This window comes from Pandoraea sp. 64-18, from assembly GCF_001899225.1.
Lineage (GTDB): Bacteria > Pseudomonadota > Gammaproteobacteria > Burkholderiales > Burkholderiaceae > Pandoraea > Pandoraea cepalis.
This window is the reverse complement of the sequence record NZ_MKVU01000022.1, coordinates 89,889-115,743: the sequence shown is the minus strand read 5'-3', so window position 1 is coordinate 115,743 and position 25,855 is coordinate 89,889. Positions and strand designations below refer to the sequence as shown.

The window sequence follows — 25,855 nt, the reverse complement described above, 5'->3', positions numbered from 1 at the left end:
CCTTAAGGAGTCACCCATGAGCAAGCGTCTCGACTACGTTCAGATTGCGCCTGCGGGCGTCAAAGCCCTTGGCGGCGTCTACGGCTACGTCATGCAGAGCGACCTGTCGCCGGTTCTCGTCGACCTGGTCTACTTGCGCGTCTCGCAGATCAACAACTGCGCCTACTGCCTGGACATGCATACGCGCGACCTGCTGAAAAAAGGCGTGAAGGTCGAAAAGCTCGCGCTCGTGCAGGCATGGAGGGAAGGGGGCGATCTCTTCGACCTCCGCGAGCGCGCAGCACTCGCGTGGGCGGAATCGGTCACGCTAGTGGCGCAGACCGGCGTGCCGGATGCGGCCTACGAAGTTGCCCGCGCCGCGTTCGATGAACGCGAGCTGGTTGACCTGACCATCGCGATCAGCCTGATGAACACGTATAACCGTATGGCAATCAGCTTCCGGAACACGCCGCAGGCCGTGATGGAAAAGTAAATGGCATTGCGGGTTTTCGCACGGAAAATCGTCCGGACTTCGGCATCAGCCACGCACGATTCTCTGACGCAATTCTGCAGTCGCTTTGCATAGGCGCGGCGCGTTGCAGCTCAAAGTTTTCAGAGGCACTTAACTGGTGACGGCAGGCGTCGAAATGTAAGTTCTCGGACTTGCATAAAACGAGTGCACCGAAGACCAGCCCATGCTCGTGGAAGTGTTCAGCCTCCGTGAAGAGAATCCCGAGGAACAGATCGCCGATGCGTTCAACGAGGGGAATGGAACATCGACTCCCGTCGACCTTCGGCACGGTGAACGACGACTCACGATGCGGTTGTAGTTGTCAGGATCCCTTGCATCAACGCGCGTCGTGTCCGCTGGACGGTCATCGGCAATGGCCTTGGCGAACGTCGAACAGTTGTGGCGAAATGTCATAGCTATCTCTCGCCGGACACGACGGCCGCAGAAGCCCGCATGTTGAAAAGGAATTGGACTATGAAGATCGCTCGCGTTGTGAGTACGGCTTGCGCCGTGCTTCTAATTTTGGTGCTAGGTTTCGTTCAAGCGTCGAACGTGTGTGCCGCTGGCCGAGCGCCTGCGCCGGACCGTCAAAGTGCGGAAACGGCCGATAGAACGCCCAACATAGCGATCCCCGACAGCAAATTGGCACGCGACGCTGCTCAATACATACGTGATTCGGAGGGAGCGTTCCTTTTCGAGCATTCGATGCGGGTCTACTATTGGGCTGCCTTAACTGCGCAACGAAGTGGTCTTCCCTACGACCCGCAGCTTTTGTACGTCGCGGCAATGTTCCATGATTACGGCCTGACGGAGAATTACGCTCAGAGCCATCTGCTATACGAGGTGGATGGTGCGAACGCCGCTCGCGAATTCCTACGAAGCCACGGCGTATCGGAAGCAGCGGCCGAGCAAGTCTGGCTTGCGATTGCGCTGCATACAACGAACGGCATCCCTGCGCAGGTTTCACCGCTGGCAGCACTTGCTGCTCAGGGAGCGAACTTGGATCTAGTTGGCGCAGGCTATGACGATTTCACCGCCGAGCAGCGAGACACCATCGAGATGGCATATCCTCACCCGCCCGACTTCGCCGAAGTTTTCATGCGTGCTCTATACGACAGCCTCAAGCATCGGCCCGAAACCACTCAGGGCACTGGCTTGGCGGATGTAATGGCCTATGAGGATCCCCACTTCGTCCGTAGCGACTTCAGCGCTCTCGTGCGCAACTCTCATTGGGCCGCAAGAATGTGAGCATTCAACCCGGGGGGAACGGCTGCACCTCACGCATGGCCCGACGCTTTCGCACTTTTTTGACCTAAGGTGCAGTTGACCGCTGGACGCTAAACTCGATGTCCCTGATCCGAACGGTGACGCTTATGCATCGCTTCAGTTGCAGGCTCGATGCCGGTCAACCGTGTGCAATCGATGGTGCTGCCGGGCTGCCGGGCTGGCGGCCGTCGGATCGGCGGTCGTGCAACCCGCCAGAGGCGGTGCTCTCCAGTGTTCTGTCAGGATCTGCGTTCTGAACTGCTCGCCGCGTCGTTCGTTGTTCACCGCCGTAACCTGTGGCGACGCGTAGGCGCTTTCACGACTGGATTTAGGGGGCATGGGGACATACTACGATCAGCCGACCACACAAAAGGTAGCGGGCAATTGTCTGGTATCTGGAATACAACGGCCGTTGGGGCGTCAACTTCGGAGCATCGCTGACTGTCTGAAACTGACGGGCAGGGGACAGCCTGCCGTGCTCAAAGACAGCATTCGACTATATATACTTCCGACGCACAACTCGGAGTCAATATGACCGAACCAAATTCCCTGCGGTGCCTGTGTGGCACCGTCAATATTCAGTTAAAAGGCCAACCGGAAGCAAGAGCGAACTGTCATTGCCAGTCCTGCCGGGATTTCTACGGGACTTCGATGTTGTCGGCAACTGCATGGCTACCCGAGCGAGTCGCGGTGATCAGCGGTAGCCTCTCGAAATTTGCACATCCGACAAAGCAACTGTCGCGCGCCTTTTGCCCCCATTGCGGCGAAACAGTGTTTGGTACCAACCGCCTCGGCATGTTAGTCATTCCCAACAGCTTTGTTGCGCGGGCGGCGGGCGGTGAATTGCCCGAACCAATGCAGGCGACGATGCATCTGTTCTATCGGCATAGGATCATCGACGTGGATGACAAGCTGCCGAAGTACCTCGATGGATGGGACGGGCCGACTTACGTTGGTTAGTCTGGCTGAGTACGTCGACACACAAACGAGCGAAGGACTACTCCTGGTTGAATCCACAAACTTCTTCGCCGTTATCATCAGCCCCTCTGGTCCGTTTCACCCGCAATCGACTGCACGCATTTATCGACGCTCAACTCCCATAGCGCGCTACGCGGCAGCGTCTCGTCGGAGGCTCGCTCAAGCACCGCCAGCGCGCGCGGTTTGAGCCGCACCAGGAGCAGCCGCTGTCCACGCGACGTCAATTCGGCGGAGAAGATGCGCAGTGCTTCGATCACTGAACTATCGACATCGGGTGTTTCTTCGAGACTCAGCATTACCGTCTGCACCGGCGTCGACTGCCCCCGCAGCATTAAACGCACCTTACTGAGCACGCGTTCGGCATTGGCAAAGAAGAGAGGTACCTCTGGCCGCACGATCGTGATGCCGGGGATGGGGGTTGCATCCGTGTGTGCGGAGATGTCGACGAAATCGTGGCTATCTCTCAGGCGCCCGAGCACCGAGACTGCCGGCTCAGACAAGTTACGCAGTGTTAGCAGAAGGCTCACCCCGATGGCGACCAGCAAGCCGTGAAGTATGCCAAACACGAGCACAGCCAGCAGCGCCGCTATCACGACCAGTCTGTCACGTTGCCACGTCCAGTACGGCTTGAACACGTCCGGGTGCAGTGAGTGACTGACGGCATAAATGACGATCGCAGCAAGCACCGGTTCGGGCGTGCGAGACAACTGCGGTAACAGCATCAGCACGATCAGTGCAATGACCGCTGCGGCAAATATCCCCGCGAAGCGGGTCTGCGCGCCGGCGGCTTCGTTGGCGGAAGTCGCCGAGTAGCCTGCACCCACCGGCATCCCGTGCAGTAATCCGGAGACAAGATTTGCGCAGCCGAGCGCCATGAGGTCCCGGTTAGCCGACACGACATCGCCATGCTTTAGCGCGAAGCTGCGGATCGACCCGTACGATTCCGCATACAGAATCAGCATCAGCGCAAACGCGAGTTCCGCCGTTTGCAGCCACTGTGAGCGGTCGAACCGTGGCAGGCCGACCGTCATATCGTGAAAATCGATCACGCCAACGGTGCCAATGCCATGTGCATGCCAGTCGATCCGGTACCCCAACGCGATGCCGAGCACAATCACCGCCAGCGTCGCCGGCATGCGGGCACTTCGGCCCAGCCCGAAAAGGATGGCCAGCGCAGCCGCCCCCAGCGCCACGCTATAGAAATTCCAACTGGGCGCTTGATGCGCGAGATCGAAAGCGATTCGCAGCGTATCGGTGTAATGCGAGTGCACGCCGAGTATGGCCGGCAGTTGCTTGATGGCAATCGTCAGCGCCAGGCCGAACGCAAAACCGCGCAAGACCGGCTTCGAGACAAAGTCCGACATGGCGCCCAAACGCGACGCGCCGGCCAGCAGAAAAAGAATGCCAGTCGCGGCAACGAGGGCGGCGGCGTAGGCGAGCTGCGCACCGATGCCCCCGTCGCCGGCCCCCACCGTGGCGGCAAGCACGGCTGCGGATGAGGATGTTCCCGATACGATCGCGAATCGGCTACTGCCCGTTAGCCCATAGACGACAAGCCCGGTGAGCAGCGCAATCAGGCCCGCCTGCGGTGGCAGTCCAGCGATACCCGCGTAGGCAATGGCCTCAGGCAGCAAGAGTCCTGCTATCGAAACGCCGGCCAGTACGTCACGCCCAATACGAACCCGTCGCGGGGGAGGTGGCTCGACTGAACTCGTATAGGTGGATGGCTTCTGAAGCTGTACGGCGGCGGCATGGCCGGTATCGATAGTCATATCGAGGGGCGTTATCGAATATACGGCGGTTGATAACTGTCAAGGCGTCACACGGTGACGAGCCATTATCGCCGGATTTGTTCGGAACGAGATTCCTCGAGTTCGTTATGGCACTCGCAAGTTGAGTTTTGCCGGCGGCATGCGTCCGTTGTCCTGGCGAATTCGACACGATAGGCGCTCCGCATGCCCGTCCTGCCAGGCCTCGAGATAGCCTGTCGCCCGATCGATTGACAACATGAGAAAGAAAAATTAGGATGTGATCGTTTCCTAAATTGGCGAGATAAAGATGATCCAGGCTGTTGCAAGCCGGCCCCGGGGGCGGCCGAGAGAATTCGACGAAGAGCGAGTGCTCAGTCGCGCCATCGCGCTATTCAGTGCTTCGGGATATTCGGCCACAGGAATTAGCGATCTCCAGCAGGCTACCGGCCTGACGGCCGGCAGCCTTTACAAGGCGTATCTGGACAAGGAAGGGATCTTTGCCAAAGCGCTCGAGCGTTATATCGCCCGGCGCGAGGCGGAGGTCAGCGCCATGATAAAAGGCGCGGAGAACGCACGCGCCAGCATCACAGCGCTGCTTGGCCTATATGCACGGCTGAGCCAAGGAAAGGAAGGCAAACTCGGCTGTCTGCTGGTGGCGGGCATCGCCGAGCTGCCTCAATTCTCTCGGGTCGGCGATGCGTTGCGGGGCCAGCTTGCGCAGCGTCGAGATCTATTGGCCAGACTGGTCGCCCAAGGGCAGGCCGACGGCTCGATCACTACCGCAAGCGATCCCGCGACCGTGGCAGATGTGTTGCTTGCACTGTTGCAGGGCATGCGCGTGGTCGGAAAAGCCGGTGCATTCAGCGACGATGCGGACGCATTTGTTGCCCTAGCACTCAAAGTCCTGGAGTGACCATGAACCGCCAAACGTTTGCGCTCGTGTCGGTCGGACTCACCTCCGGTCGCGGCTTACCGCGTAGCGAAGGCAGCACCGACCCTTCCATCTGTTCATACACCGGCAGCGTATGCGGCGTGGTCGCACTGACTGCGATGACCGTCGCGCTGCGCTATTCGAAAAGGACTCCGTCATGATACATGGCGTACTGCCGGCCGCCCCCGCCGGTTTTGAACATCGATTTGCTACCGTGAATGGTCTGCGTTTCCACTATGTCGACGGTGGCGCGAAGGCAGAACGCACCGTCGTCCTCATCGCCGGCTTTCCCGAGAGTTGGTACGCGTGGCGTAAGGTGATGCCGTTGCTTGGCAACGACTTTCGTGTCGTCGCCATCGACTTGCCGGGCCAAGGCGATAGTGATCGACCGCTCGACGGCTATGACACGCAAACCGTCGCACAACGTGTGCACGACCTTGTGAATCATCTCGGCATCAAGCGATACAGTATCGCCGCGCATGACGTCGGCGCATGGGTTGCGTTTCCATACGCGCACTTATTCAGCGAGGAAGTCGAGGCGCTGGCGCTAATGGATGCGGGCATCCCAGGCATCACCCTGCCGGACATGCTGCCGTCGTCTTCCAAGCTGTCGTGGAAGACCTGGCATTTCTCCTTTCACGCGGTCCCAGATCTTCCGGAGATTCTGCTTGGCGGTCGGGAAAGAGCCTATCTCGAATGGTTCTTCTGGAGCAAGGCGGCCAATCCGGCATGTTACGGCGAGGACGAAATTGCCGAGTATCTGAGGACCTACTGCGCGCCTGGCGGAATGCGCGCGGGGCTCGCATTCTATCGCGCCGCGGCCCTCTCGGCCGAACAGAACCGCGCGCTTTCGCACGACCGGAAGCTCAAGATGCCGGTACTCGGCCTCAGTGCAGACCAGGGGTCGATCCCGGATATGTCGGCTGCACTCCGCCCATTCGCAGATGAGGTGAGCGGCGAGACCATCGTGAATTGCGGACACTTTCAGCCAGAGGAACAGCCTGAGGCCGTAGCGCACGCCTTGGCGAGGTTTTTTGCTTCAGTTTGAATGACGGACGATCTGCCGCTCGTCGGCGATGGGTGGCGTTGATCGCCAAGTCGACGTCTGGCCAAGCGCGGAAAGTGATGGATTTCTCCGCTGCTGGCCAGGGGCTTGCGGTAGTCCTTATGCACGCGCTTCTGACGGTACGATGGTGAGCAGCAACTCGTCGAGGCGTTCGAGGGTGGCAGCCAGACCGTCCTTCAATCCCATCTCGATAGCTTTTTGCACATCGGCCGGCGAGTTGTAGAGCACAACGGTGGTCACAAGGGTCCGTTCCTTCGCATCGGCGAAAGCGACGTCCCAGCGTGCCCTCGGCAGGCTCGGATTCACGACGCCCGATTCATCACAAAAACCGTCGAGCGCTACGTAGCCATCGATCGGATTGATTGCCTGGTAGTCCAGACGGTTCCAGAATGATTCCCCGTCAGGCGTCGTCATGGCGTAGTGCCAATAGCCGCCTTCCTTGAACTCCATGTGCTTTGTCCGGGTGGTGAGCGGCTTGGGCGCGAACCATTGATCGAGCAATTCGCGCTTTGTATGGCAATCCCACACCAGTTGGCGTCCTGCTGCGAATTCCCGCTTCACCGTGATGCTGTTTTTTTCCATATCGACGACGAAATCAAATCGAAGGTCAGCTTTCATTGTCTTGTCCTTGGAGTTTTTCCAACAGGTTGTCCAGGTTGTCGTACCTGCTTGCCCAGATCGCGCGCTGCTCGGCAAACCACCGTTCGGCGGCCGCCAGATTCTGGCGATCGAGCATGCACGTGCGAGTTCTGCCGGTCTTGCTCGAGTGAATCAACCCGGTGTCTTCCAGTACCCGCACATGCTTCATGAACGACGGCAGCGCCATGTCGAAGGGTTCTGCCAACTCGCTCACCGTCGCGGGCCCCACGCCGAGCCGTTGAATAACTGCCCTGCGCGTAGGGTCCGCCAGTGCGTGAAAGACCGAGTTCAGCGCAATTCCATAGTTATCCATTCGGCTAACTATACGCGAGCTTATCGGTTGGCGCAAGAACCAGTCTTGGGGGTATGTTGGGCGCGCGTTGGAGGTGTCGGGCGACCTCGCCTACGATGCGCAGGTCGTTGGCTGCTGTCTTTTGGGGAAAGCTGGCGCATATTCGCTGACGTCATGACGCGGCTCGCGCATGAAGCCCCGTTGATACGGAAACGATAAGCGCATGCCAAGTCACGCGACTGCACCGATGCCAACCGATTGAAACAAGCAAGCGATCAGAATGCGTTGTCGAATGGCCGGTGGCGGACGCAAAGTCGTCGTTTGACTTGTTGCCGACAGGAGCCACGTCCGATGCGCTTCCTGGCCGATTGCGTCCTATCACAAGCATCTGCTTGCGACCCTTCTCTGTCGTTCCGCTCAGGCCGCAGTAGCGACCGCTATCGTGTGTAAAGAGGGCTCTGCCCGCCTGCTTGCCTGCCCGCGCGCGGCTTTTCGCTAATGCAATGAGCCTGGCCCATCAGGCTCGTCAACGCATCATAAATAGATTGCTCGGCGCGAACGGCGTGTTCTTCATCGACCGCGATAGCGCACCCTCAGATGCCACCGTGCGCGGCGATAAACATGGCGACGGCCGACCGGCAATAGGATTCGATTTCGTTGTCGTCCTCTGCTCTCGCCTCATCGAAGCGTGCGATCAGCAGGAGATCGGCCCCTTTGAAAAGCGCGGCAAACAAGCGGGCGGACAGGTGCGCATCGGGTACGTTCAGCATCCCCTTCTCGTGCAACTGACGCAACACGGCCTCGATGTGGGCGATGACATGGGCAGGCCCGGCCTCGTAGTGGAGCTTGCTTAACGCCTTTTGATTCGTCTTGTCGGCCAAGACCATGGCCTCGACACTGCGGACGTCCGGGCTCAACAGCGTGCGAAGCAGGGATGATCCCATCGCCATGAGCTGATCTTCGGCTGAACCGTCGACGCCGTCAGAAAGGGCCTGCGGTGCAAACTCATCGCAGCGGGCCACCATGGCCGCGCTGAACAGCGCCTCCTTGTTCTCGAAGTGCCGATAGATGCTGAGCTTGGATATCTTCGCCCGCTGCGCGACCTTGTCCATGGTCGTCGCTTGAAAACCCAATTCCACAAAGAGTTTGCAGGCCGCGTCGACGATCGTTTGGCGAAGTGCCTCGTTGGCGGGCCGGCCGCGCCGGCTCTGGCTATTTTCGGTCACGATAATTATGGTACTTGACAGTATTGAAATCTGTTAATACGATACCGCATAGTATCGCAATGTGCAAGCCAAGGGCAGGTTTCAACCGGTTGTCCAGATCAGGCGTCCCCGGGGCCCACCCCTCATTCACAACACGGAGCCCATCACCATGAATGACGTCATCATCATAGGCGGCAGCTTTGCTGGCCTCGCCGCCGCCTTGCAGCTTGGCCGTGCCCGCCGCAAGGTCACCGTTCTCGATACCGGCCGGCCGCGTAACCGCTTTGCCGGCCACTCACATGGCCTGCTCGGCCACGATCACAAGCCGCCGCTGGACATCCTGGTCGAGGCGCGGCAGCAGCTGTCGCGCTATCCAACGATCAGCTTCGTCAATGCCCGGGCCGAAAGCGTGTCTGGCGCCATCGACGATTTCTGTGTCGTCACTGACGATCACGAAAGCCTGAGGGCGCGCCGCCTGATCCTGAGCTATGGCGTCGCCGACCAGATGCCTGATGTTCCGGGCTTCGCCGAAAGCTGGGGCACGTCCATCGTGCCCTGCCCCTATTGCGACGGCTTTGAAGTCGCTGGCCAGCATTGGGGCCTTGTCTGGTCCAGCCCGCAGTCGTACCAATCTGCCAAGCTGTTCCGCGATTGGACTGACAAGTTGACTGTCTTCACCGATGGTCATGACATCGCGCCCGATATCGAGGCCGATCTGGCGCGCCGCAACATACCTCTCGTCGATGGACGGATCGTCGAGATCGCCCACCAGAAGGGCCATATCACCACCGTCAATCTGGATACTGGTCGCAATGTCTCGGTCGACGTCCTGTTCGCCCATCCGCGCAACAAGCCGTCCGCAAGCCTGCATACATCTCTGGGCCTCGCCACGGTCGATACGCCCACCGGCATAGTACTCAAGGTCGACGAGCGCCGCCAAACCAGCATGCCCGGCATCTACGCCGCTGGCGACCTCGCCACGCCCTTCTTGCCATCGGTCACCCAGGCATCCTCGCAGGGCGCATTGGCGGGCATCTTCGCCCAGCAGTCGATGGTGGTTTGAGAGCACAGATTCCCTTCTCCCATTGCGTCGTCGCCTTCGAAAAGGTTGGCGTAGATCGGCGCAGTGAAGAGCGGATCGTCGAGTCAAGGAGATGACATGGCAAAGCAAAGTGCTGATCAGGTGGGTGACTGGAATGGTCAAAGCGGTGAGCGCTGGGTCGCCAACCAGGCCCGGCTCGACGCTCTGGTGGCGGTGTTTGGCCAGGCCGCGATAGAAGCCGCCGCGCCCGCGACGGGTGAGCGCGCGCTGGACATCGGTTGCGGCGCGGGCGCATCGAGTCTGGCTCTGGCCGCCCGCGTTGGCGCGGGGGGCCAAGTGCTGGGCGTGGACATATCCGAGCCGCTGATCGAGCGAGCGCGCGCGCTTGCGCGCCACGATACGCCGGCCCTGTTTCAGGTGGCCGACGCCAGCAGCGCAGAGCTGCCCGAAGGCGCGTTTGACATCCTGTTCTCGCGTTTCGGCGTGATGTTCTTCGACGATCCGACAGCGGCGTTCGCCCACATGCGACGCGCACTCCGGCCTGGCGGGCGGGTCGCTTTTGTCTGCTGGCGCGGGGCGGCCGAGAACGACTGGATGCGCCTGCCGGTGGGCGCGCTCAAGGGCATTCTCCCGCCGAGCGCGCTGCCCGATCCCGAAGCGCTCGGCCCGTTTTCGTTCGGCGACCGAGCGCGCGTGGCGCGCATCCTGACGGCGGCCGGCTTCACCGATATCGCTATCATGCCCTTCGACGCGTCCGTCCCATTCGGCGAGGGCGAAACGCGGGACGCTGCGGTCGACGCCGCGGTGAAGATGACGCTCGAGGTCGGCCCGCTGTCGCGTGTGCTCGCTGACCAGCCCGACGACCTCCGCGCCCGCGCCGCGGCTGCAGTTCGTGCCGCCTTCGAGAGCCTCCCCGGTGAGCGGTCGGTGATGATCAACGGCGCGGCGTGGGTCGTCAATGCACGCAATCCCGCACGTTGACAGGTTACGTCGACCAATGTGTCAGAACCGGCAATTCCTCGTGTCTCGGGGAGGGTCTACCTTGAGCGCCGAACGACCGAAACGCGGCGCTGATTAGCCATTGAGGGCAAAAAGAGTAGTGGCGCTTGATGGCCGCTTGCCGTCGCTCATGACGGTCGGTTTCCGACCCATCCGAGTCACTCGACGCACGGCTGGTTGAACGGCGATTTCCGACCGTGAAGCGGCCGTTCGGCTTCCGGCCTCAATGGCCTTTACCTGCTCGTGGGAAGAACCAAGGCGCAGGAATGATCGATCGGACCGCCCCGTGGCAACTTCGGACGAATGCGTGCCTCGCGGATAGCCGTTTGATGCACTCGACGCGTTAGACCCGCTGCCAGGGCGCGGCCACTTCCACGATCGATTACAAGCCAAAAATGAGCGAGCGATGTGCCGCAACGCCCGCTGCAACGCCGGCGGCCGAGGCGAACGTCGCGTTGGACCATGCGCTCGCCGCATCGCCAGCGGCAAACACTCCCGGAACGGTGGTCTGCTTCCAGTCGTCCACGCGGATAACGGGACCTATCGGACCTTCGTCGAACTCGCATCCGAGCTGCTTTGCGAGCGGACTTGCCATCTGGGTGCGCGGCCCCACAAACAGTGCATCGATGTCGATGGCGCGGCCGTCGGCGAGACGCAACCCTGTCATGTTGGGTACGTCGCCAAGCACTTCCACGACTGGCGCCCGTTCGATCCGCACATTGCGGGCTTCGAGCAACGCAGTCTCTTCGGGCGATGGCTCGACTATGCCTTGCGTAAACCAGGTTGTCGGTCCCCAGTCGGGAACGAGCATCGCCTGATGAATCGATAGTGAATGCGTTGCCAGGACGCCGAGCCGCTTGTCCGCGACTTCGTAACCGTGACAATACGGACAATGCAGCGCGCTGATACCCCACCGTTCATCCAGGCCGGGGAGAGAGGGCAGTTCGTCTCGAACGCCCGTCGCAAGGATCAATCGATCCGCGCTTGCGGTGCTCCCACTGCTTTGCGTGACGATGAAGCAATCATCAACACGCTCCGCCGTGCGTGCTTCGCCTGTCGCGACGTGCGCCGTCGGATACGCCGAGAGTTGCGCCGTCGCCTCATCGATGATCTCGCCGGGCGCCTTGCCATCCTGCCCGAGAAAACCATGAGCGTGTGATGCGAATCGATTGCGTGGCTTTCTACTATCGAGCACAAGCACACGCCGTCGCGCGCGCGCCAGCTGCATTGCGGCTGAAAGACCGGCGAAGCTGCCGCCGATCACGATGACGTCGTAGTGCTCGTCCATACGTTCCCTCTCCAGATCATCATGCAACATTGTGAGTTGCATGATAACGCCATGTTAAACTCTTATGCAACTTGAAAAGTTTCTTGAGATGAGTGCCCACGATGAAGACCGATAGCCGCATGTCTCGCGTCTTGCACGCGCTGATTCACATGAAGCATGCGGAGGGTCCGCTCACCTCCGAAGCGCTCGGTGAAATGCTGTGCACGAACGCCGTCGTCGTGAGGCGTTTGTTCAGCGGTCTGCGCGATATTGGATACGTCACTTCGGAGAAAGGGCACGGAGGCGGTTGGGTGCTGGCCGAACCCCTCGAAAACATCACGCTACTGGACGTCTACCGTGCGGTCGGTGAACCTTCGCTTTTCTCGCATCTTGTTTCGGAGGATCATCCGGAATGTCTTGTCGAACAAGCTGTGAATGCCCATCTTTCGGCGACGCTTCTCGAAGCCGAGGCTGTCCTGCTGAAAAAATTCGAGAAGGTCACCATTGCGATGCTTGCAGGAGAAGTTGAAACTTCGGCGTTGCGGTCGAAATCGTCTCGCGTAGGGAATAAATAGCAGTCGCCGTATGCGGCCCGTCCGGTTCGGCGATGCACACGTAGGCGATTGGCAGGGTTGGGATGCGAACCCGCCGTTTAAATGGCAGTTTTGCGGGACGGGCTAGTGACTGCCGCTGGCCGCTCGCCGTCGCTCATGACGGTCGGTTTCCGACCCGTTGCTGCCGGTCGCGTATGTGAGTGGAACGTCTGTCTGTCAGCATAAACCGGTCATTCGACATACCTCAGAGAGGCTGCACGCTTGAATGCCGTGTGGAATGCAACTTGACCGACCTTGCCGGGAACGTCGATTAGAACGCAGTGCCGGATTAAGTCTGCGGGCGATCACAGGGCTATGTGGCTGAACTGTTGGCCTCAACACCGCTTCGATCAGAGTTTGGGTGCCTTTCCTAAACCCAGCTTTTCCATTGCCTCATGGGCGTCAATTATCATCGTAGCAATTTCCCCTACCGTGACCCGGAGACTTGTTGCGCGTGACCGCATGTGCTCGTAGGCGTCATTCTCACTGAGTCGATGGGCATCCATCAGAATCCGTATCGCCTTCTCGATATGGCGTCGCGCCTTGATTGCTTCTTCAAGCTTTCCGATCTTGTGGTGAAGTCGCTGTTGATAGCCAGAGGAGGCGCGTGCCAGCACCAGCGTGCTCAGTATCCCCGTGGAGCGATACGGCTTCGTGATCACGCCATGCGCCCGCGTGTCGACGAGCAGTTTCAAAGCTGTCGGGTTCTCATAGTCGGACAGCGCGATGAGTGTCGCATCGGTGTCTGCCGCGCACCAGTTGCCCGCGCTGCGTAACTCGGGGCCAACAAGAAAGAGGATCACGTCCGCATCTGCGGGCAACTGAGCTGGAAATGGCCAGACGGTGCGAACGGGGCAACCGATGCGGCGCAATTGCTCTTCCAGAACGCCACGATCCTCTCCCGGCGGATGGATCACGACGACCCGCAGCGAACGCAAATCGTCGAACAGCCGACGCGCGCCGGTGTTCATGTGAGTTCTCCGTTAAGCCAGAAGTCCGTGAAGCCGTAAGAGGTCAGATAAGGATCTGGTTTGACCGGACCGCTGCCTTCCCACACGACGTCGAACGCTCCATCTGGGCGACAGACGGCAATACGTGGCGTAAGGATCGCGTGGTTATTCTCAGGGTCGATCCTGAGCAACCCCTCGGGTGAATCGAACCCGACTTCACGAACAGCCGCCACCAGCTTTGCTGTGTCGAGACTACGGGTGCGTGCCAAGGCGAGGGCGAAGAGGTGTGCCTGGTTGTATGCCATTTCCGACCACATGCTGGCCGGCTGGTCTCCGAAACGCGCCTGCCACGCATTCATGAAACGCCGGTTGCTCTCATTGTCTAACGTATTGACGTAGCTGGCAGCTACGATATGCCCGCCACACAATTCCGGGCCAATCATCCGCGTTTCGCCCTCCGTCATTGTCAGACTGGCGATCGGGATACAGGCGGGATCGATACCGTGTTCGCGATAGAGTTTGTAGAACGCGCGTGCTCCACGTCCGATCAGGGTCGAAAAAACTACGTCCGGCTCGACGGCCTTGATCTCCCGCACGACCGCTTCGAGGGCGGAAGGGGCCGCGTCGCTTGGCAGGTAGACTTCTTCCACGATCTCTCCGCCGTGCTCTTCGACCATATCGCGCATGATTCGGTTCGACTCGCGCGGATAGATATAGTCGGCCCCAACCAGGAAAAAGCGCTTTCCGTGATGGCGGAGAAGATACGCCGCAAGTTGCATGCTGTTCTGGTTAGGTACTGCGCCCGTGTAGATGATGTTCGGCGAATACTCAAAGCCCTCATAGATCGAGCAGTACCAGAGCAGTGCGTTGTTGCGCTCGATCACCGGCAGCACTGCCTTACGGCTGGAAGAAGTGGAACACCCGAATATTACCGTTGCGTCGTCTTCCTGCAGCATGCGTGTAGCGAGCCGCCTGTATTCATCCGGGTCGCTCTTCGGGTCATACACGACGGGGTCAAGCAATCGCCCGTCGACGCCACCAGCGGCGTTGATTTCTTCGATTGCGAGTACAGTGCCCAAAAAATGCTCGGATTCTGTTGCCGCTGTGACGCCGGTTCGTGAGAACAGGACGCCGATGCGCCAGCCTGGCTCAGTAACGGAATTTCGGCTCGAGTTCATCTGAAATACCTTATCGATCGAAGAGACGCTGGATATCTTCCTGCGCCGAAGAATTCTGTAGCGCCAGCATGAGGAGAATTCTCGCTTTCTGTGGGCTGAGATTGTCGGCGAAGATCGAACCTGCCGCCTTCAGTGTGCTCCCGCCGCCAACAAAACCATACACCGGCAATACCCGGCCGTTGGGCACGCGCGTCGAAATGACAACAGGCACGTCGGCCATGATTGCTTCCCTGATCGCCTCGTACATTTCGGCGTTGACGTTGCCAAAACCAAGCGCCTGTATCACGATTCCTCTGGCGCCCAGCTTCAGGGCGGCGCGAACCAGGCCACCATCGGCGCCGGCGTACATTGGTACAATTTCCACGTACGGCAGTGTGTCCCTTTCAAGACGAATGAACTGCCGGCGCACAGGTGAGCGGGCAAATACAACACGGTCTTCGTCCACTGTTCCAAGGAACCCGAAATCCCCGGACCGGAATGCTTCCACATCAGCCGTATGTGCCTTGGTGACCTCCCGCGCCGCATTGATCTGGTTGTTCAATACAACAACGGCGCCTTTGCCGCGTGCATCCGGCGAAAGGCAAACTCGCGCAGCATTGAGCAGGTTACGCGGACCATCGAAATCGGATGCAGACGCGTTACGCTGCGCACCGGTTAGAACGATCGGCTTGTGCGTGTCGGTTGTCAGATCGAGAAACCAGGCGGTTTCTTCCAGGGTGTCCGTTCCATGGGAAACAATAACGCCCGCCACGTCATCCTTTGCCAGCGCAGATGATATTGCCCTGTGCAGCTCAATCCAACGCTGCGGCCCCATGTAATCGGAAGGCACATTGGACAGGTTGTTGACCTCCAGTCTTGCGATCGCGGTGATGGCCGGGACAGCCGCCAACAGGTCTTCGCCGGACAGAGCCGGGACCGGCGCCTGTTTCAGCGGATCGATCTTCATCGCAATGGTACCGCCCGTTGCGATGTAGGCACACTTAGGGAGTTGGGAAGGAGCAGAGGCAGTCATCGGTTCGTTAAATGGGTCATCGTTGGCGACGGCGATAGACACGCCATGCAGGGCTGAACCGCCCGCCCGCGGCGTGTCTTTTCAGACCGACTTAGACGCGGAGGTGCTCGAATACCGAATCTGCAGCTACCGGGTTTTTCGCATCACCGTTGTCGATAATTTCGCCCTGCTTCAGCACGGCATAGCGGTCTGCGACCTTCAGGGCGAAAGGCACGTGCTGCTCGATCAGCAGCAGTGTTGTGCCGTGGCGACGTCGTTCCCAAAGCAGCGCTTCGGCAAGGCGGTCAATGACCGACGGTTGCAGACCCTCAGTGATTTCATCAAGCAGGATGATCGATGGGCGCATCATGAGGGCGCGGGCGACCAGCAACATCTTCTGCTCGCCGCCGGACAGTGTGCCCGCATGTTGCTTGAGTCGGCTCTTGAAGACCGGAAAAATCGGTTCGATTTCCGCAAACCGCTCGTCGAACACCGATACCTTTTCAAGTCCGAGGCGCAGATTGTCACGGATAGTGAGATCCGGAAACAACGCGTGTTCCTGCGCCGCGTAAGCGATTCCGGCACGGGCAATCCGGTGCGGCGGCAGGCGGGTGATGTCCTGCCCGTTCAGATGGATTGCACCGCTCTTTTTCGGCAGGTAGCCCATGATCGTCTTGAGCAGCGTCGTCTTGCCCATGCCGTTCTTGCCCAGCAGGGCTACCGCGTCGCCGCTCGCGACGGTCATGGATAGCTTGCGCAGCACCACGGAAGCCTTGTATCCGCTGGTCACGTCCTGCAGGTCCAATGCGATCTGGCTCATGATGCCTCCCCTGATGTGGCGGTACCCGCGCTTCCCGTATCGTGCGCGGTTCCGGCATATATCGTTCTGACCAACTCCGAATTGACTACCTCATCGAAGCTGCCTTGCATCACGATTTGACCCTGATGCAGGACTACGATGCGTGTTGCGATTTCCTTCACGAAGTCGAGGTCGTGTTCAACCAGCAGGCAACACAGTTGATACTGGTGAGCCAATGCCGCAAGCACGTTGCCGATCTGCGTACGTTCGGTTTTTGTCAATCCTGCCGTTGGTTCGTCGAGCAGCACGATACGCGGCTCCAATGCAAGCACCATCGCCAGTTCCAGTGCCTGCTGCTGGCCGTGCGACAGGTCTTTCGCTACGGCCCCCAGCTTCTGGTCGAGGCCCGTTGTGCGAACTACCTCGAGCGCATACGGTGGCAATGCAAGCGTGTGTGAACGCTTGAAGAACGAAGGCCGTTCGATGATCGTGCCAGAGATCCTCAGGCATTCCCCGACTGTCAGGGAATCGAATATGTTCGCGTTCTGGAATTTGCGGCCCAGACCGAAACGCACGCACTGGTCAGGCGGCAAATCGCGGATATCATTTCCGCAAAGCACAACCGTGCCGTCGGAACGCTCTGCACCGTCGCTCATGCATCGCATCAATGTGGTTTTGCCTGCTCCGTTCGGCCCGATCAGTCCAACCAGTTCCCCCGCTTTGGCATTCAGGTCGATGCCCTGCAGCACCTTCAGGCTACCGAAATGTTTGGCGACACCGGCCATCTGCAGCGCCGGCGCGGAAGCCGGTTGCACATGATCGGGGCGCACGGGACGCTCAACCAGTTCGAGTTCAACGGCATTTCCAGTCAGACTGCGAAACGGTTTGAGCAGCAATGGCACCAGGCCTTGCGGCAACAGGACAATTACCGCGACGAACGCCGCACCAAGGATGAGCTGCCATGCAAACGGCATGCTGCCGCTCAGATACGACGTTGCAACATTGATCAGCAGCGTGCCAATCACAGGTCCCCACAATGTACCTCGACCGCCGAGCGCGACCCATATGATCAACTGCGTCCCTAGAACGAAGCCGGTCAGTTCCGGCGCAACCACGCCGCTGAACGATCCATAGCCAAATCCCGCGATGCTGGCAACAATGGCCGCCACAACCAGCAGGACAATCTTCCCAAGCGATGTGTTGATGCCAAGGTATGAACAGCGCGATTCATTATCGCGAATGGCCACCAGCACGCGGCCGCCATCGCTGCGCACGAAAAGCCACGCAAGCGTCGCGATGCCCAGCAATCCAGCACCCGCTATCCAGTACCACGCGTGGAGCGACAGATCAAATGTTTCGTAGCCGGTCAGGCCCGAGCTTGAGCCGGTCCACTCACCGCCAGACAGGAGCACCTGGCTGAGAACGATTGGCAAGACGAGCGACATCACAGTGGCAAAGAATGGAGAAGCGCCCCGATAAAATGACAGCCAGCCGAGCAACACTGCGATCACGGCCGCGACGAGGATGGCGGCGCCCACTGCCAGTACGACGTATCCGGGCGAGAAGCCGCCGTGTGTGAACAAGAGGCCCGCGGCATAGGCACCAACGCCGAAGAAGGCCGATTGCCCGAACGTCAGGTAACCCGTATAGCCCCACAGGATGTCGACGGTGACCGCGACGATCGAGAAGAAGAACGCCTGAATCAGGACGTTCAGGAGGTACGTGCCGAACAGGAACGGACCGACGGCCAGCAGCAGAACGGCCGATGCACCGACCAGAAGCATTCCGCGCGAAGGTATCTTTCGCCGATCCGACAACCGAATCTCGCTTTGCGAGGATTTGACGCCGACAGGGGCCGGCGACATGTTGATTTTAGCCATGCGAGAACCCCTTCGGACGAACGCGCAGCGTGAGAGCGGCAAGTACGGCGATGGTCAGGCCACCCAATACCGGACTGACAAACGTGCTAACAAGAACCTGGCACGCCCCGAACACCAGACACGTAACCAGCAGACTGACCATCGAGTAGCCTGAAACCATGACCAGCATGAAGGCACTGACCAGCCACGGTAGCCCCATGTTGGGATCGACGCTTGACAAGGGCGTAATCAGCGTGCCCGCCAGGGAACCAAGCGCTGCGCCCAGACTGAACGTGATGAAGCGGATGCGTCCAGAATGAATGCCGAGTCCGCGCGCGAGATCCTCATTCATGATCACCGCACGGGTCTTGACGCCAAAGCGTGTGCCGGACAGTAGCGCGGTGAGAAGCCCGCACAAGCCCAACGCGATCGGAATCAGCAGCAGGCGATAGGCAGAATAGTCCGTACCGGCGATCGAGAATGCTCCCTTCAGCGGCGTTTCGACAAACTGCACCTCCCGGCCGAACACCATCACAATGATCTGCCCGATGACGATTCCGAGACCCCAGGTGGCAAGGATTGCGTCGAGGGGGCGCTTATACAGGGGACGCACGATCACCTGCTCGACGAGCATGCCAACTCCTACGCCCACAGCCATTGCGAGTGGCACGCCAAACCATGGATTGAGTTTCAATTGCGTGACCACAAAGCTCGAGTAGGCACCCATCGTCAGCAGCGCACCGTGGGCGAAGTTGACGATTTTCATCACGCCGAAAATCATCATCAAGCCGGCGGTCACGATGAACAGTATCGCCGCGGTGGTGAAAATATCTAGTGCTAGAACCATTTCCGTCTCCAGTCGCATCCGCCCGCGCGGCGTACCACGCCAAGCCAGCAGGCGGATGCCTTGTCCTTGACCTCGTCTACTTGATGTTCGGGCATTGCGAGCCCGGATTGACATCAGGGAAGGTCTGCAAAATCTTCACGGAACCATCGGGCTGGATCTGACCGAGGCGCATCGCAAGCGGCGTGTGCCGGCTCTTGTCCATCGATACCACGCCGCGTGGCCCATTGAACGATACCTGGCCAAGTGCCTTTATCACCTTGCCTGGGTCTGTCGAGCCCGCCTTTTCGACCGCGGCCTTGTAAAGGAAGAAGGCCTCGTACTGCGGCTCGGACAGTTCGTTGGGCGTCTTTACGTCCTTCCCAAACTGTTTGTCCATTGCAGTGAGAAATTTCTTGTTTGCGGACGTGTCAATGCTCGTCAGATAGGACCCGGACATGTAGATGCCCGTGGCAACGTCACCCATGCTCTTCGCTGTCCCTTCGTCAATGGCGAGGTTGCCGTACGGCAGCGTCATCCCCGAACCCTTCAGCTGCTTGGCGAGCGCCACATTAGGCGCTCCCCCCGCTGTGGCGCTAATCAGCGCATCGGGATGAACGGAACGGATCTTGGAAAGAATCGGTGTCCAGTCCGTGCTGTCGATCGGCAGGTACTCTTCACCGACAACCTTGCCGCCGTGCTGCTCGATATATTTCTTTGTGAACTCGAGCATGCCGCGACCGAACGCATAGTCGCTGCCGACCAGGTAGAACGTCTTCGCGCCCTTGCTCTTCTCGAAGAAGTCGACGACAGGTGCGACCTGTTGCTCCGGCACCCAGCCGTTGACATACATCCACGGACTGCACGACCGGCCTTCATAGAACGACGTGTAGATGAACGGCTTCTTGCCGCGAGCGACGATGGGCAAAGCCGCATTGCGCGCCGCACTGGTCTCCATCGAGATGATCGCGTCAACGTCTTTCTGGAACACCAGCGTGTCGTACGCCTTCTGTGCGCCGACTGCACCAGACGCGTCGTCTGCGATTTCGAGCTGGACCTTGCGTCCCAGGATGCCACCGGCGGCGTTGATTTCTTCGACCGCGAGCTGCGATGACTGCACGACGGCAGGTGCGACTACGCTGTTGGCGCCGGACAAGCCAACCGCAACACCGATCTTGATGGGCTCTGCGGCATATGTGTTTGCAGCAAGCGCGGCTATCGCAGCTACGGCGCCTACAAGGACGCGATGTTTGAACTGATTCATGGTGTCTCCTTCACGTAAGGTCGGTTTCGTTTTCAGGATCATGCGGACATTGCCTGGCAGCTCACGGACGTGAGGAAGGCCAGCCCGTGCCCAGCATCGGGTCGTACACGTCCATGCGCCGGTCGCGCAGCAAGTGGTTAAAAGCATTGAGCGAGCGCCCAGACCGGATGCCCTGCAGATCGATTTGTGCATACAGGATTTCTTCGCGATCCTGACTAGCGGGGCCGGCCAGCGGCCATCCGTCACCGCCCACGATCAGGCTTTGTCCGATGAATGGTTGCCCGCGCTCGGTGCCGATCCGGTTCGCGCACGCGATCATCAGGCCATTGCTATGTGCGGCGGCCATGGTGAGCGTCGCGGCCATCGCCTGGTGCTCTGCCGGCTGCCCCGGCATGGGCACCCAGTTCGTTGGCACGCAGACGATGTCGGCGCCATGGGCGGCTGCCAGCCGGTACACCTCCGGGAACCATCCGTCGTAGCAGATTGCGATCGAGATCCTCCCGAGCGCTGTATGGAACACCGGCGCGCCGCGATTACCCGGTTCGAAGTAGACGTTTTCGTTGTTCCAAAGGTGGAGCTTCCGGTACGTCCCGATGTGCCCGGACGGGCCGACGCAGACAGCCGAGTTGTAAAGTCGCTTGCCCTCGCGCTCTGCAACGCCCGCAACGATATGTACGCCAAGACGCTGTGCCGCGTCAGCCCAGATCTGGACCGTCTCGCCGTTCGGAAGATCTTCGGCCAGCGCGAACGCTTCTTCGCGGTCGGCAAAAACATAGCCGGTGTTGGCCAATTCGGGCAGGACAACGAGGGCCGCGCCGTTCTTCGCAGCTTCCTCGATGTAGCGGAGCGACCTCGCGACGTTTTCATGCTTTTCGCCGATGCGGGGCTCCATCTGTACGCAGGCCACAACCGGACCGTTAGTGTTCCGAGGGGCAGGGCTGCGCTGAAAGTTTTCCAATTCTGTTCTCCAAAAGCAAAAAGCCCCCGAACCAGCGTTGGTACGCAAGTTCGGGGGCTGCATAGCCTTCCATGTAGCACGGCATCGTTGCCGCGGATTGCCAATGAAACTCGGCAATCGATGGCGCAAATGTACGAAGCCCGCGTCAGCCCGTCAAGGAGATTTGACTGATTCTAGGGAAAGCCCTTAGCTCTCTCCGGCGAGTCCAAAATCCGGAAGGCTCTGAGGGCGTTTCGCGTAGCCCCACGGGCCCCGAGTCACGACGCCGGCTGCCTGCTTGCCGAGCGCGCAACCGCTTGTGGGCCAACGGCTGCGGCCCTATTCGCTTGTTGCCCTAGGCTCGCCGCAATGCAACACGCCGGGCAGCACTATCGCCGTCACGCCTTAACTCGCGTTTCCTCACAATGCAGGCAAGCCGACTCTCGTAACGCTAGGCAAGCCAACTCTCCTCAATGGTGGCAAGCGACTCGTGTTGAAGGACCGCTGATCGAGGGTGAACGGCCGCCTGAATGCGATCCATGACCGACCGGAGATGGCCGGTAACTGTCGTCATTGCGGTTTGCGAACGTAGTAGATATCCCACTCCGTTTCTATCGTCTTCGCGAATCCGTGCCGTTGATAGAAGCGATTCGACGTCGCTGTGCGTTGTGCTTTCGAACGTTACATTCATCCGTCATGCCTCGTTAATGGAGTGTCGATGTGAGGCGCATGCAGCGCAACGCCTATGCCATTCGCAGATCGCGCAACACATCAAGTACGTGTTGCGTGGAGCGCTCGATGTGCCCCGCGCGATGGGCAATGCCGAGCCGACGCCACAACGCCGGCCGCAATGGGCGCATGACAACGCGCTTGTCGGGCAATGGCGCAGTCGCCTCATGGGGTAACAGCGCGGCGCCGTATCCTGCCGCGACCAGACTCTTGATCGCGTCGTTGTAGTTAAGCTCGATGCGTGGCACCGGTTGATGCCCCCCGGTCGCGAACCACTCCGCCGTCAGTTGTGAAAGACGCGTTGTCGCGTCGTTGAGAATGAGCGGTTGGCCAGCGAGCCATGCGGGCGTGACGCGGGCAGGGCACTGCCAATGTGCCGGCACAAAAGCCATCACGGGGTCGCGCCTCCAAGGCGTGATCACGAGTCCAGCCTCGGGCGGCTGAGGCAGCGCAACGAGCCCAACGTCCAGCGTTCCATCCACCAGTCCGGACAACGTCTCCCGCGACGTGAGCACTGCAACCTGAATGTCGATGGCGGGATGGTGCTGGCGCAGCACCTCAAGCGCTTGCGGTAACAGGTGTGCGATCGCGCCCGTCGAAGCGCCGATCCGCGCGCGCCCTTCGAGTCCTTGCACCTGGCGTTGAATGTCCGCTAGCGCCTGCTCCGCATCGGCCAGCAATCGACGTGCGCGCTCCACCAGCACCTCGCCTATCGCCGACGGCCTGACATGTCCGCGCTTTCGCGACAGCAGTGGCGCCCCAATGCGGTCTTCCAGTTCCGCGATGTGGAGGCTGACCGTTGGCGGTGCCAAGTGCAATGCACGTGCCGCCTCGGCAAATGAGCCGCGGTCTGCGATGGCCACGAGGGTGCGCAAGCGGTCCAGGCTGATTTCTCGCATGTCGGCGTCCAGATTCAGGAAAAATGAATGATCACGTTGTGAAATTCAACTTTCCCTATTCTATCTGTCAACGGAATATAGGGACTCGTGCTCGTTTTTGCTGGTTACCATTCAAAGTCAACGGAGTATTTCACGTATGGGCTCTCCCGTTGTATTCATCGACGGCGATCAAGGCACCACCGGGTTGCTGATCCAGGAACGGCTTCGTCACCGGACCGACATCAGACTGATGACGCTTGATGCCGCGGAGCGCAAAGATTTGCGGCGTCGCACGGAATTCATCAACGCCTGCGACATCGCGATCCTCTGTTTGCCTGATGCCGCGGCACGCGAGGCAGTGACCGCGATTGTCAATCCTGCGGTTCGAGTCATCGACGCCAGCTCCGCGCACCGCACGCAGCCGGACTGGGTCTACGGATTTCCGGAGATGGCGCCGGGGCAGGCCGAACGAATTGCCAACGCCCGCCGCGTCACCAATCCCGGTTGCTATCCGACCGGTGCGCTTGGCTTGCTGGGGCCGTTGGTGCAGGCCGGGCTTATCCCGCCCGATTACCCGATCAGCATTCATGCGGTCTCGGGGTACTCCGGTCGGGGACGGGCAGGCGTGGAGGAGTATGAGGGGGCGGGAGCCGTCAACGCGCCGTCATACCAGGTCTATGGCCTGAAACTCGCGCACAAACACGCGCCGGAAATCCAGAAGCACGCGGGGCTCGCGGAGCGTCCCATTTTCGTCCCGGCATACGGAGCGTTCCGTCAGGGCATCGTGCTGACGGTGCCCCTGGCGGTGCGGTTGCTGGCGCCCGGCGTGGACGGCGTGGCGCTACACACCGCCCTCGCTCGCCACTATGCTGAGGCGGTTCACGTGCGGGTCTTGCCGCTGCATGAATCGAGCGCCGTGGAGCACTTGGATCCACAAGTGCTGAACGGTACGAACGACATGCAATTAAGCGTGTTTCATAACGTGGACGACGGACAAGTCTTGCTGGCCGCCGTTTTCGACAACCTTGGCAAAGGCGCGTCTGGCGCTGCGGTTCAGAACCTGGACCTGATGCTTGCGTCGCAGTAGTTGTCGCGGGCTTGAGATGGCGTTCGGCCACCTCCGGATGTGCCAACGGCGGTTGGCGCATCTGTTGGTGGCCGTCGAACGATTCGTTCCGGTCGGTAAGGGTTAGCGGTCCGCCGGCTCAGGACGACCCTTCTCCGCCGTCGGACAGCTATTTGTGAGCGTCTCTACCACGCTCGATTACGGTCGTTCGTGGAGACATTTTCTGGACGGTGATCCGAAGCATTTGCTTCCACCCTCGATCGAAACACGTCAACTCGATCGGTCTCGCCCAGCGGCGGTGCATCAGTACTCGAACCTACGCAACTGTTAGAGCGCCAATGTCTCGTTGGTATCGACCGCATTGAGCAGCCTCGCAACGACTTCTCGCGTTTCACTGAGTTCGCGCAGCCGAACGTCGAGCTTTTCGACTTCACCGCGCAGCAACGCGCGCGCCTCTACGCATGGATGAAACACCGGTTTCTCACCGAGTACACAAGGCAGCAATAGCCGGATACTGCTGATCTTCAAACCTGCCGCGCTGAGCGTGCGGATGCGCTGTGCGGCGTCTACTTCGTCGGAACCGTATTCGCGGTAGCCCGAATCGGTCCTCCTCGGATTGAGGAGACCTTCGTTCTCGTAATACCGCAGCATCCGCTCACTGACACCGGTGCGGCGAGCCAGTTCTCCGATACGCATGACATCCCCAGAAAGAAACGCTTGACCTTGACAGCGATGTCAAAGTTTAACCTCTTTCGACCGCGCGGATTTCCCGCCGGTCCCTTCGTCAAGAGACCCCCAATATGACACCATCCAATGACACGTTTGACGGAACGTTTCCGTTTTCGCCGCGCTTCAGCGATGTTGCCGGCTTTCGCATGCATTACGTTGACGAAGGGCCTGCCGACGGCGCGGTCGTCCTGTGCATTCACGGGGAACCGACGTGGGGCTACCTGTTTCGTGATCTGATCAAGGCGCTCGCGGGCGACTACCGTGTGATCGCGCCCGACCACATGGGATTCGGCAAGAGCGAGACGCCGGGACATCGCACGTACTGGCTACAGGATCATATCGACAACCTTGAAAAGCTCGTGCTTGCGCTGGATTTAGACGACATCACTCTCGTCATGCACGACTTCGGCGGCCCCGTTGGCATGGGACTCGCCGCACGGCATCCGGGCCGCATTCGCCGAGTCGTCAGCACGAACGGACCGACGCCGTTTGGTCAAAGCACGTTATTCGACCGGCTGAATGCGAATGCCGCAGTCTCGCCATGGTTCCAGTGGATTCTCCGCTCCGATTCGCAAGGTCGTCTCGAACCCGTGCTGGACGAACTGGGCTTCAACATCCTGAGTGTCTTGAAGCTTAACGGCTTCGAAAACCACGCGCGTATTGACGATACGTGGCTGCGCGCCTACGGCTCGCGCTTCGCTCTGCCGACCGACAGTGCAGGCGCGATTGGCTGGGCAAAGGGCTTCGCGATCGGGGCACATCGTTTCGAAGTGCCCGACGCGCTAGCCCTCGACGCGATCCGTTCAAAGCCAGCGCTTGCCATCTGGGGGGAGGCCGATCGGACGCTGGCAGCTGAACACTTTCTTCCGCTGTTCAGCGAGCTATTTCCCATGGCGCCGGTTCACCGACTCGCCGGGGTCGGCCATTACAGCTTCGAGGATGCGCCGCAAGCGATTACCGGACTGATTGCCGCATTCTTGAAGGCGCACTAACTCGCGCTTGGCCGGCCCGCAACACCGGCCTGGTGTGTCCGGAGTCGATCATTTCAATTCTTCCCCGCAGCCTGGCGCGGATTGAGCGTCGCAACGTCCGAGGAGAACGGCCAGACGTTCGTGCTTTGTAGAAGTCCGTTT

General features: G+C 59.9%; 25 protein-coding genes and 1 pseudogene. 10 read left to right on the top strand and 16 right to left on the bottom strand.

From position 1 onward, the window contains the following. Positions 1-16 precede the first annotated feature (16 nt). The 3 genes from BGP02_RS20820 to BGP02_RS20810 all read left to right on the top strand — a co-directional run bounded on the left by BGP02_RS20820 (position 17) and on the right by BGP02_RS20810 (position 2,716). Positions 17-472, top strand: a complete 456-nt coding sequence (locus BGP02_RS20820; protein ID WP_286799163.1) for a carboxymuconolactone decarboxylase family protein — start codon at positions 17-19, stop codon at positions 470-472. 492 nt (positions 473-964) lie between these two features. Continuing rightward, positions 965-1,738, top strand: coding sequence for an HD domain-containing protein (locus BGP02_RS20815; RefSeq protein ID WP_286799162.1), 774 nt, complete (start codon positions 965-967; stop codon positions 1,736-1,738). A 549-nt stretch (positions 1,739-2,287) separates the two neighbouring features. After that, on the top strand, positions 2,288-2,716 hold the full coding sequence (locus BGP02_RS20810) for a GFA family protein (RefSeq protein WP_286799161.1): 429 nt from the start codon (positions 2,288-2,290) through the stop codon (positions 2,714-2,716). Positions 2,717-2,793: 77 nt separating this feature from the next. Here BGP02_RS20810 and BGP02_RS20805 read toward each other — a convergent pair whose 3' ends face one another. After that, a complete protein-coding gene (locus BGP02_RS20805) occupies positions 2,794-4,506 on the bottom strand; it encodes a SulP family inorganic anion transporter (protein WP_286799160.1) in 1,713 nt (570 codons plus the stop codon). A gap of 286 nt (positions 4,507-4,792) precedes the next feature. On the opposite strand from BGP02_RS20805, the gene BGP02_RS20800 reads away from it, so the two are divergent. Together BGP02_RS20800 and BGP02_RS20795 are read left to right on the top strand one after the other, a co-directional pair. Then, positions 4,793-5,398, top strand: coding sequence for a TetR/AcrR family transcriptional regulator (locus BGP02_RS20800; protein WP_286799159.1), 606 nt, complete (start codon positions 4,793-4,795; stop codon positions 5,396-5,398). Between the two features lie 175 nt (positions 5,399-5,573). Then, entirely contained in the window at positions 5,574-6,464 is an 891-nt protein-coding gene (locus tag BGP02_RS20795) for an alpha/beta fold hydrolase (protein WP_286799158.1), read from the top strand. A gap of 117 nt (positions 6,465-6,581) precedes the next feature. Here BGP02_RS20795 and BGP02_RS20790 read toward each other — a convergent pair whose 3' ends face one another. From BGP02_RS20790 to BGP02_RS20780, 3 genes are all read right to left on the bottom strand, one after another. Continuing rightward, positions 6,582-7,100: an SRPBCC family protein gene (locus tag BGP02_RS20790; RefSeq protein WP_017235522.1), complete on the bottom strand. Its 519-nt coding sequence runs from the start codon at positions 7,098-7,100 to the stop codon at positions 6,582-6,584. After that, positions 7,090-7,434: an ArsR/SmtB family transcription factor gene (locus tag BGP02_RS20785; RefSeq protein WP_017235523.1), complete on the bottom strand. Its 345-nt coding sequence runs from the start codon at positions 7,432-7,434 to the stop codon at positions 7,090-7,092. Before BGP02_RS20785 ends, BGP02_RS20790 begins: the two co-directional genes overlap by 11 nt. A 572-nt stretch (positions 7,435-8,006) precedes the next feature. After that, complete coding sequence (locus BGP02_RS20780) at positions 8,007-8,639, bottom strand: TetR/AcrR family transcriptional regulator (RefSeq protein WP_286799157.1); 633 nt, start codon at positions 8,637-8,639, stop codon at positions 8,007-8,009. Between the two features lie 148 nt (positions 8,640-8,787). Between BGP02_RS20780 and BGP02_RS20775 the strand changes: the two genes are divergently transcribed. Beyond that, on the top strand, positions 8,788-9,681 hold the full coding sequence (locus BGP02_RS20775; protein ID WP_150562401.1) for an NAD(P)/FAD-dependent oxidoreductase: 894 nt from the start codon (positions 8,788-8,790) through the stop codon (positions 9,679-9,681). A 96-nt stretch (positions 9,682-9,777) separates the two neighbouring features. Then, entirely contained in the window at positions 9,778-10,641 is an 864-nt protein-coding gene (locus BGP02_RS20770) for a class I SAM-dependent methyltransferase (RefSeq protein WP_286799156.1), read from the top strand. A gap of 400 nt (positions 10,642-11,041) precedes the next feature. Here the strand turns inward: BGP02_RS20770 and BGP02_RS20765 are convergent, their stop codons facing one another. Then, positions 11,042-11,947, bottom strand: a complete 906-nt coding sequence (locus BGP02_RS20765; RefSeq protein WP_286799155.1) for an NAD(P)/FAD-dependent oxidoreductase — start codon at positions 11,945-11,947, stop codon at positions 11,042-11,044. A gap of 101 nt (positions 11,948-12,048) precedes the next feature. Between BGP02_RS20765 and BGP02_RS20760 the strand changes: the two genes are divergently transcribed. Then, positions 12,049-12,501, top strand: a complete 453-nt coding sequence (locus BGP02_RS20760; protein ID WP_150562403.1) for an Rrf2 family transcriptional regulator — start codon at positions 12,049-12,051, stop codon at positions 12,499-12,501. Between the two features lie 368 nt (positions 12,502-12,869). On the opposite strand, the gene BGP02_RS20755 is transcribed toward BGP02_RS20760, so the two are convergent. The 10 genes and pseudogenes from BGP02_RS20755 to BGP02_RS20710 form a co-directional block, all read right to left on the bottom strand. Further along, positions 12,870-13,490 carry an ANTAR domain-containing response regulator gene (locus tag BGP02_RS20755; protein ID WP_261939220.1) on the bottom strand — a complete coding sequence of 207 codons (621 nt, stop codon included), beginning with the start codon at positions 13,488-13,490 and terminating at the stop codon, positions 12,870-12,872. Next, complete coding sequence (locus tag BGP02_RS20750) at positions 13,487-14,647, bottom strand: transporter substrate-binding domain-containing protein (protein WP_150562405.1); 1,161 nt, start codon at positions 14,645-14,647, stop codon at positions 13,487-13,489. The genes BGP02_RS20755 and BGP02_RS20750 overlap by 4 nt, the downstream gene beginning before the upstream one ends. Positions 14,648-14,657: 10 nt before the next feature. Further along, the gene (locus tag BGP02_RS20745) at positions 14,658-15,659 is read right to left on the bottom strand and encodes an asparaginase (RefSeq protein ID WP_286799154.1); all 1,002 of its coding nucleotides are present in this window, start codon (positions 15,657-15,659) and stop codon (positions 14,658-14,660) included. A 91-nt stretch (positions 15,660-15,750) separates the two neighbouring features. Next, positions 15,751-16,458 (bottom strand): branched-chain amino acid ABC transporter ATP-binding protein, encoded by a 708-nt coding sequence (locus tag BGP02_RS20740; protein ID WP_035534536.1) that lies wholly within the window; start codon positions 16,456-16,458, stop codon positions 15,751-15,753. Further along, the gene (locus tag BGP02_RS20735; RefSeq protein WP_261939793.1) at positions 16,455-18,221 is read right to left on the bottom strand and encodes an ABC transporter permease subunit; all 1,767 of its coding nucleotides are present in this window, start codon (positions 18,219-18,221) and stop codon (positions 16,455-16,457) included. The genes BGP02_RS20740 and BGP02_RS20735 overlap by 4 nt, the downstream gene beginning before the upstream one ends. 88 nt (positions 18,222-18,309) lie before the next feature. After that, a complete protein-coding gene (locus BGP02_RS20730) occupies positions 18,310-19,143 on the bottom strand; it encodes a branched-chain amino acid ABC transporter permease (protein ID WP_150562407.1) in 834 nt (277 codons plus the stop codon). Positions 19,144-19,219: 76 nt separating this feature from the next. Beyond that, complete coding sequence (locus BGP02_RS20725; RefSeq protein WP_150562408.1) at positions 19,220-20,383, bottom strand: substrate-binding protein; 1,164 nt, start codon at positions 20,381-20,383, stop codon at positions 19,220-19,222. Positions 20,384-20,444: 61 nt separating this feature from the next. Continuing rightward, the gene (locus BGP02_RS20720) at positions 20,445-21,341 is read right to left on the bottom strand and encodes a nitrilase family protein (RefSeq protein ID WP_502688503.1); all 897 of its coding nucleotides are present in this window, start codon (positions 21,339-21,341) and stop codon (positions 20,445-20,447) included. 549 nt (positions 21,342-21,890) lie between these two features. Next, positions 21,891-21,992, bottom strand: a pseudogene (locus BGP02_RS20715) (GNAT family N-acetyltransferase); the annotation flags it as partial. A gap of 71 nt (positions 21,993-22,063) precedes the next feature. After that, entirely contained in the window at positions 22,064-22,948 is an 885-nt protein-coding gene (locus BGP02_RS20710; protein ID WP_017235533.1) for a LysR family transcriptional regulator, read from the bottom strand. A 136-nt stretch (positions 22,949-23,084) separates the two neighbouring features. On the opposite strand from BGP02_RS20710, the gene argC reads away from it, so the two are divergent. Further along, positions 23,085-24,014 carry an N-acetyl-gamma-glutamyl-phosphate reductase gene (argC, locus tag BGP02_RS20705; protein WP_286799239.1) on the top strand — a complete coding sequence of 310 codons (930 nt, stop codon included), beginning with the start codon at positions 23,085-23,087 and terminating at the stop codon, positions 24,012-24,014. Positions 24,015-24,320: 306 nt separating this feature from the next. Here argC and BGP02_RS20700 read toward each other — a convergent pair whose 3' ends face one another. Next, entirely contained in the window at positions 24,321-24,689 is a 369-nt protein-coding gene (locus BGP02_RS20700; RefSeq protein WP_150562415.1) for a MerR family transcriptional regulator, read from the bottom strand. Positions 24,690-24,793: 104 nt separating this feature from the next. Here BGP02_RS20700 and BGP02_RS20695 point away from each other — a divergent pair, with 104 nt between their 5' ends. Further along, a complete protein-coding gene (locus tag BGP02_RS20695) occupies positions 24,794-25,714 on the top strand; it encodes an alpha/beta fold hydrolase (protein ID WP_286799151.1) in 921 nt (306 codons plus the stop codon). Positions 25,715-25,855: the final 141 nt, after the last annotated feature.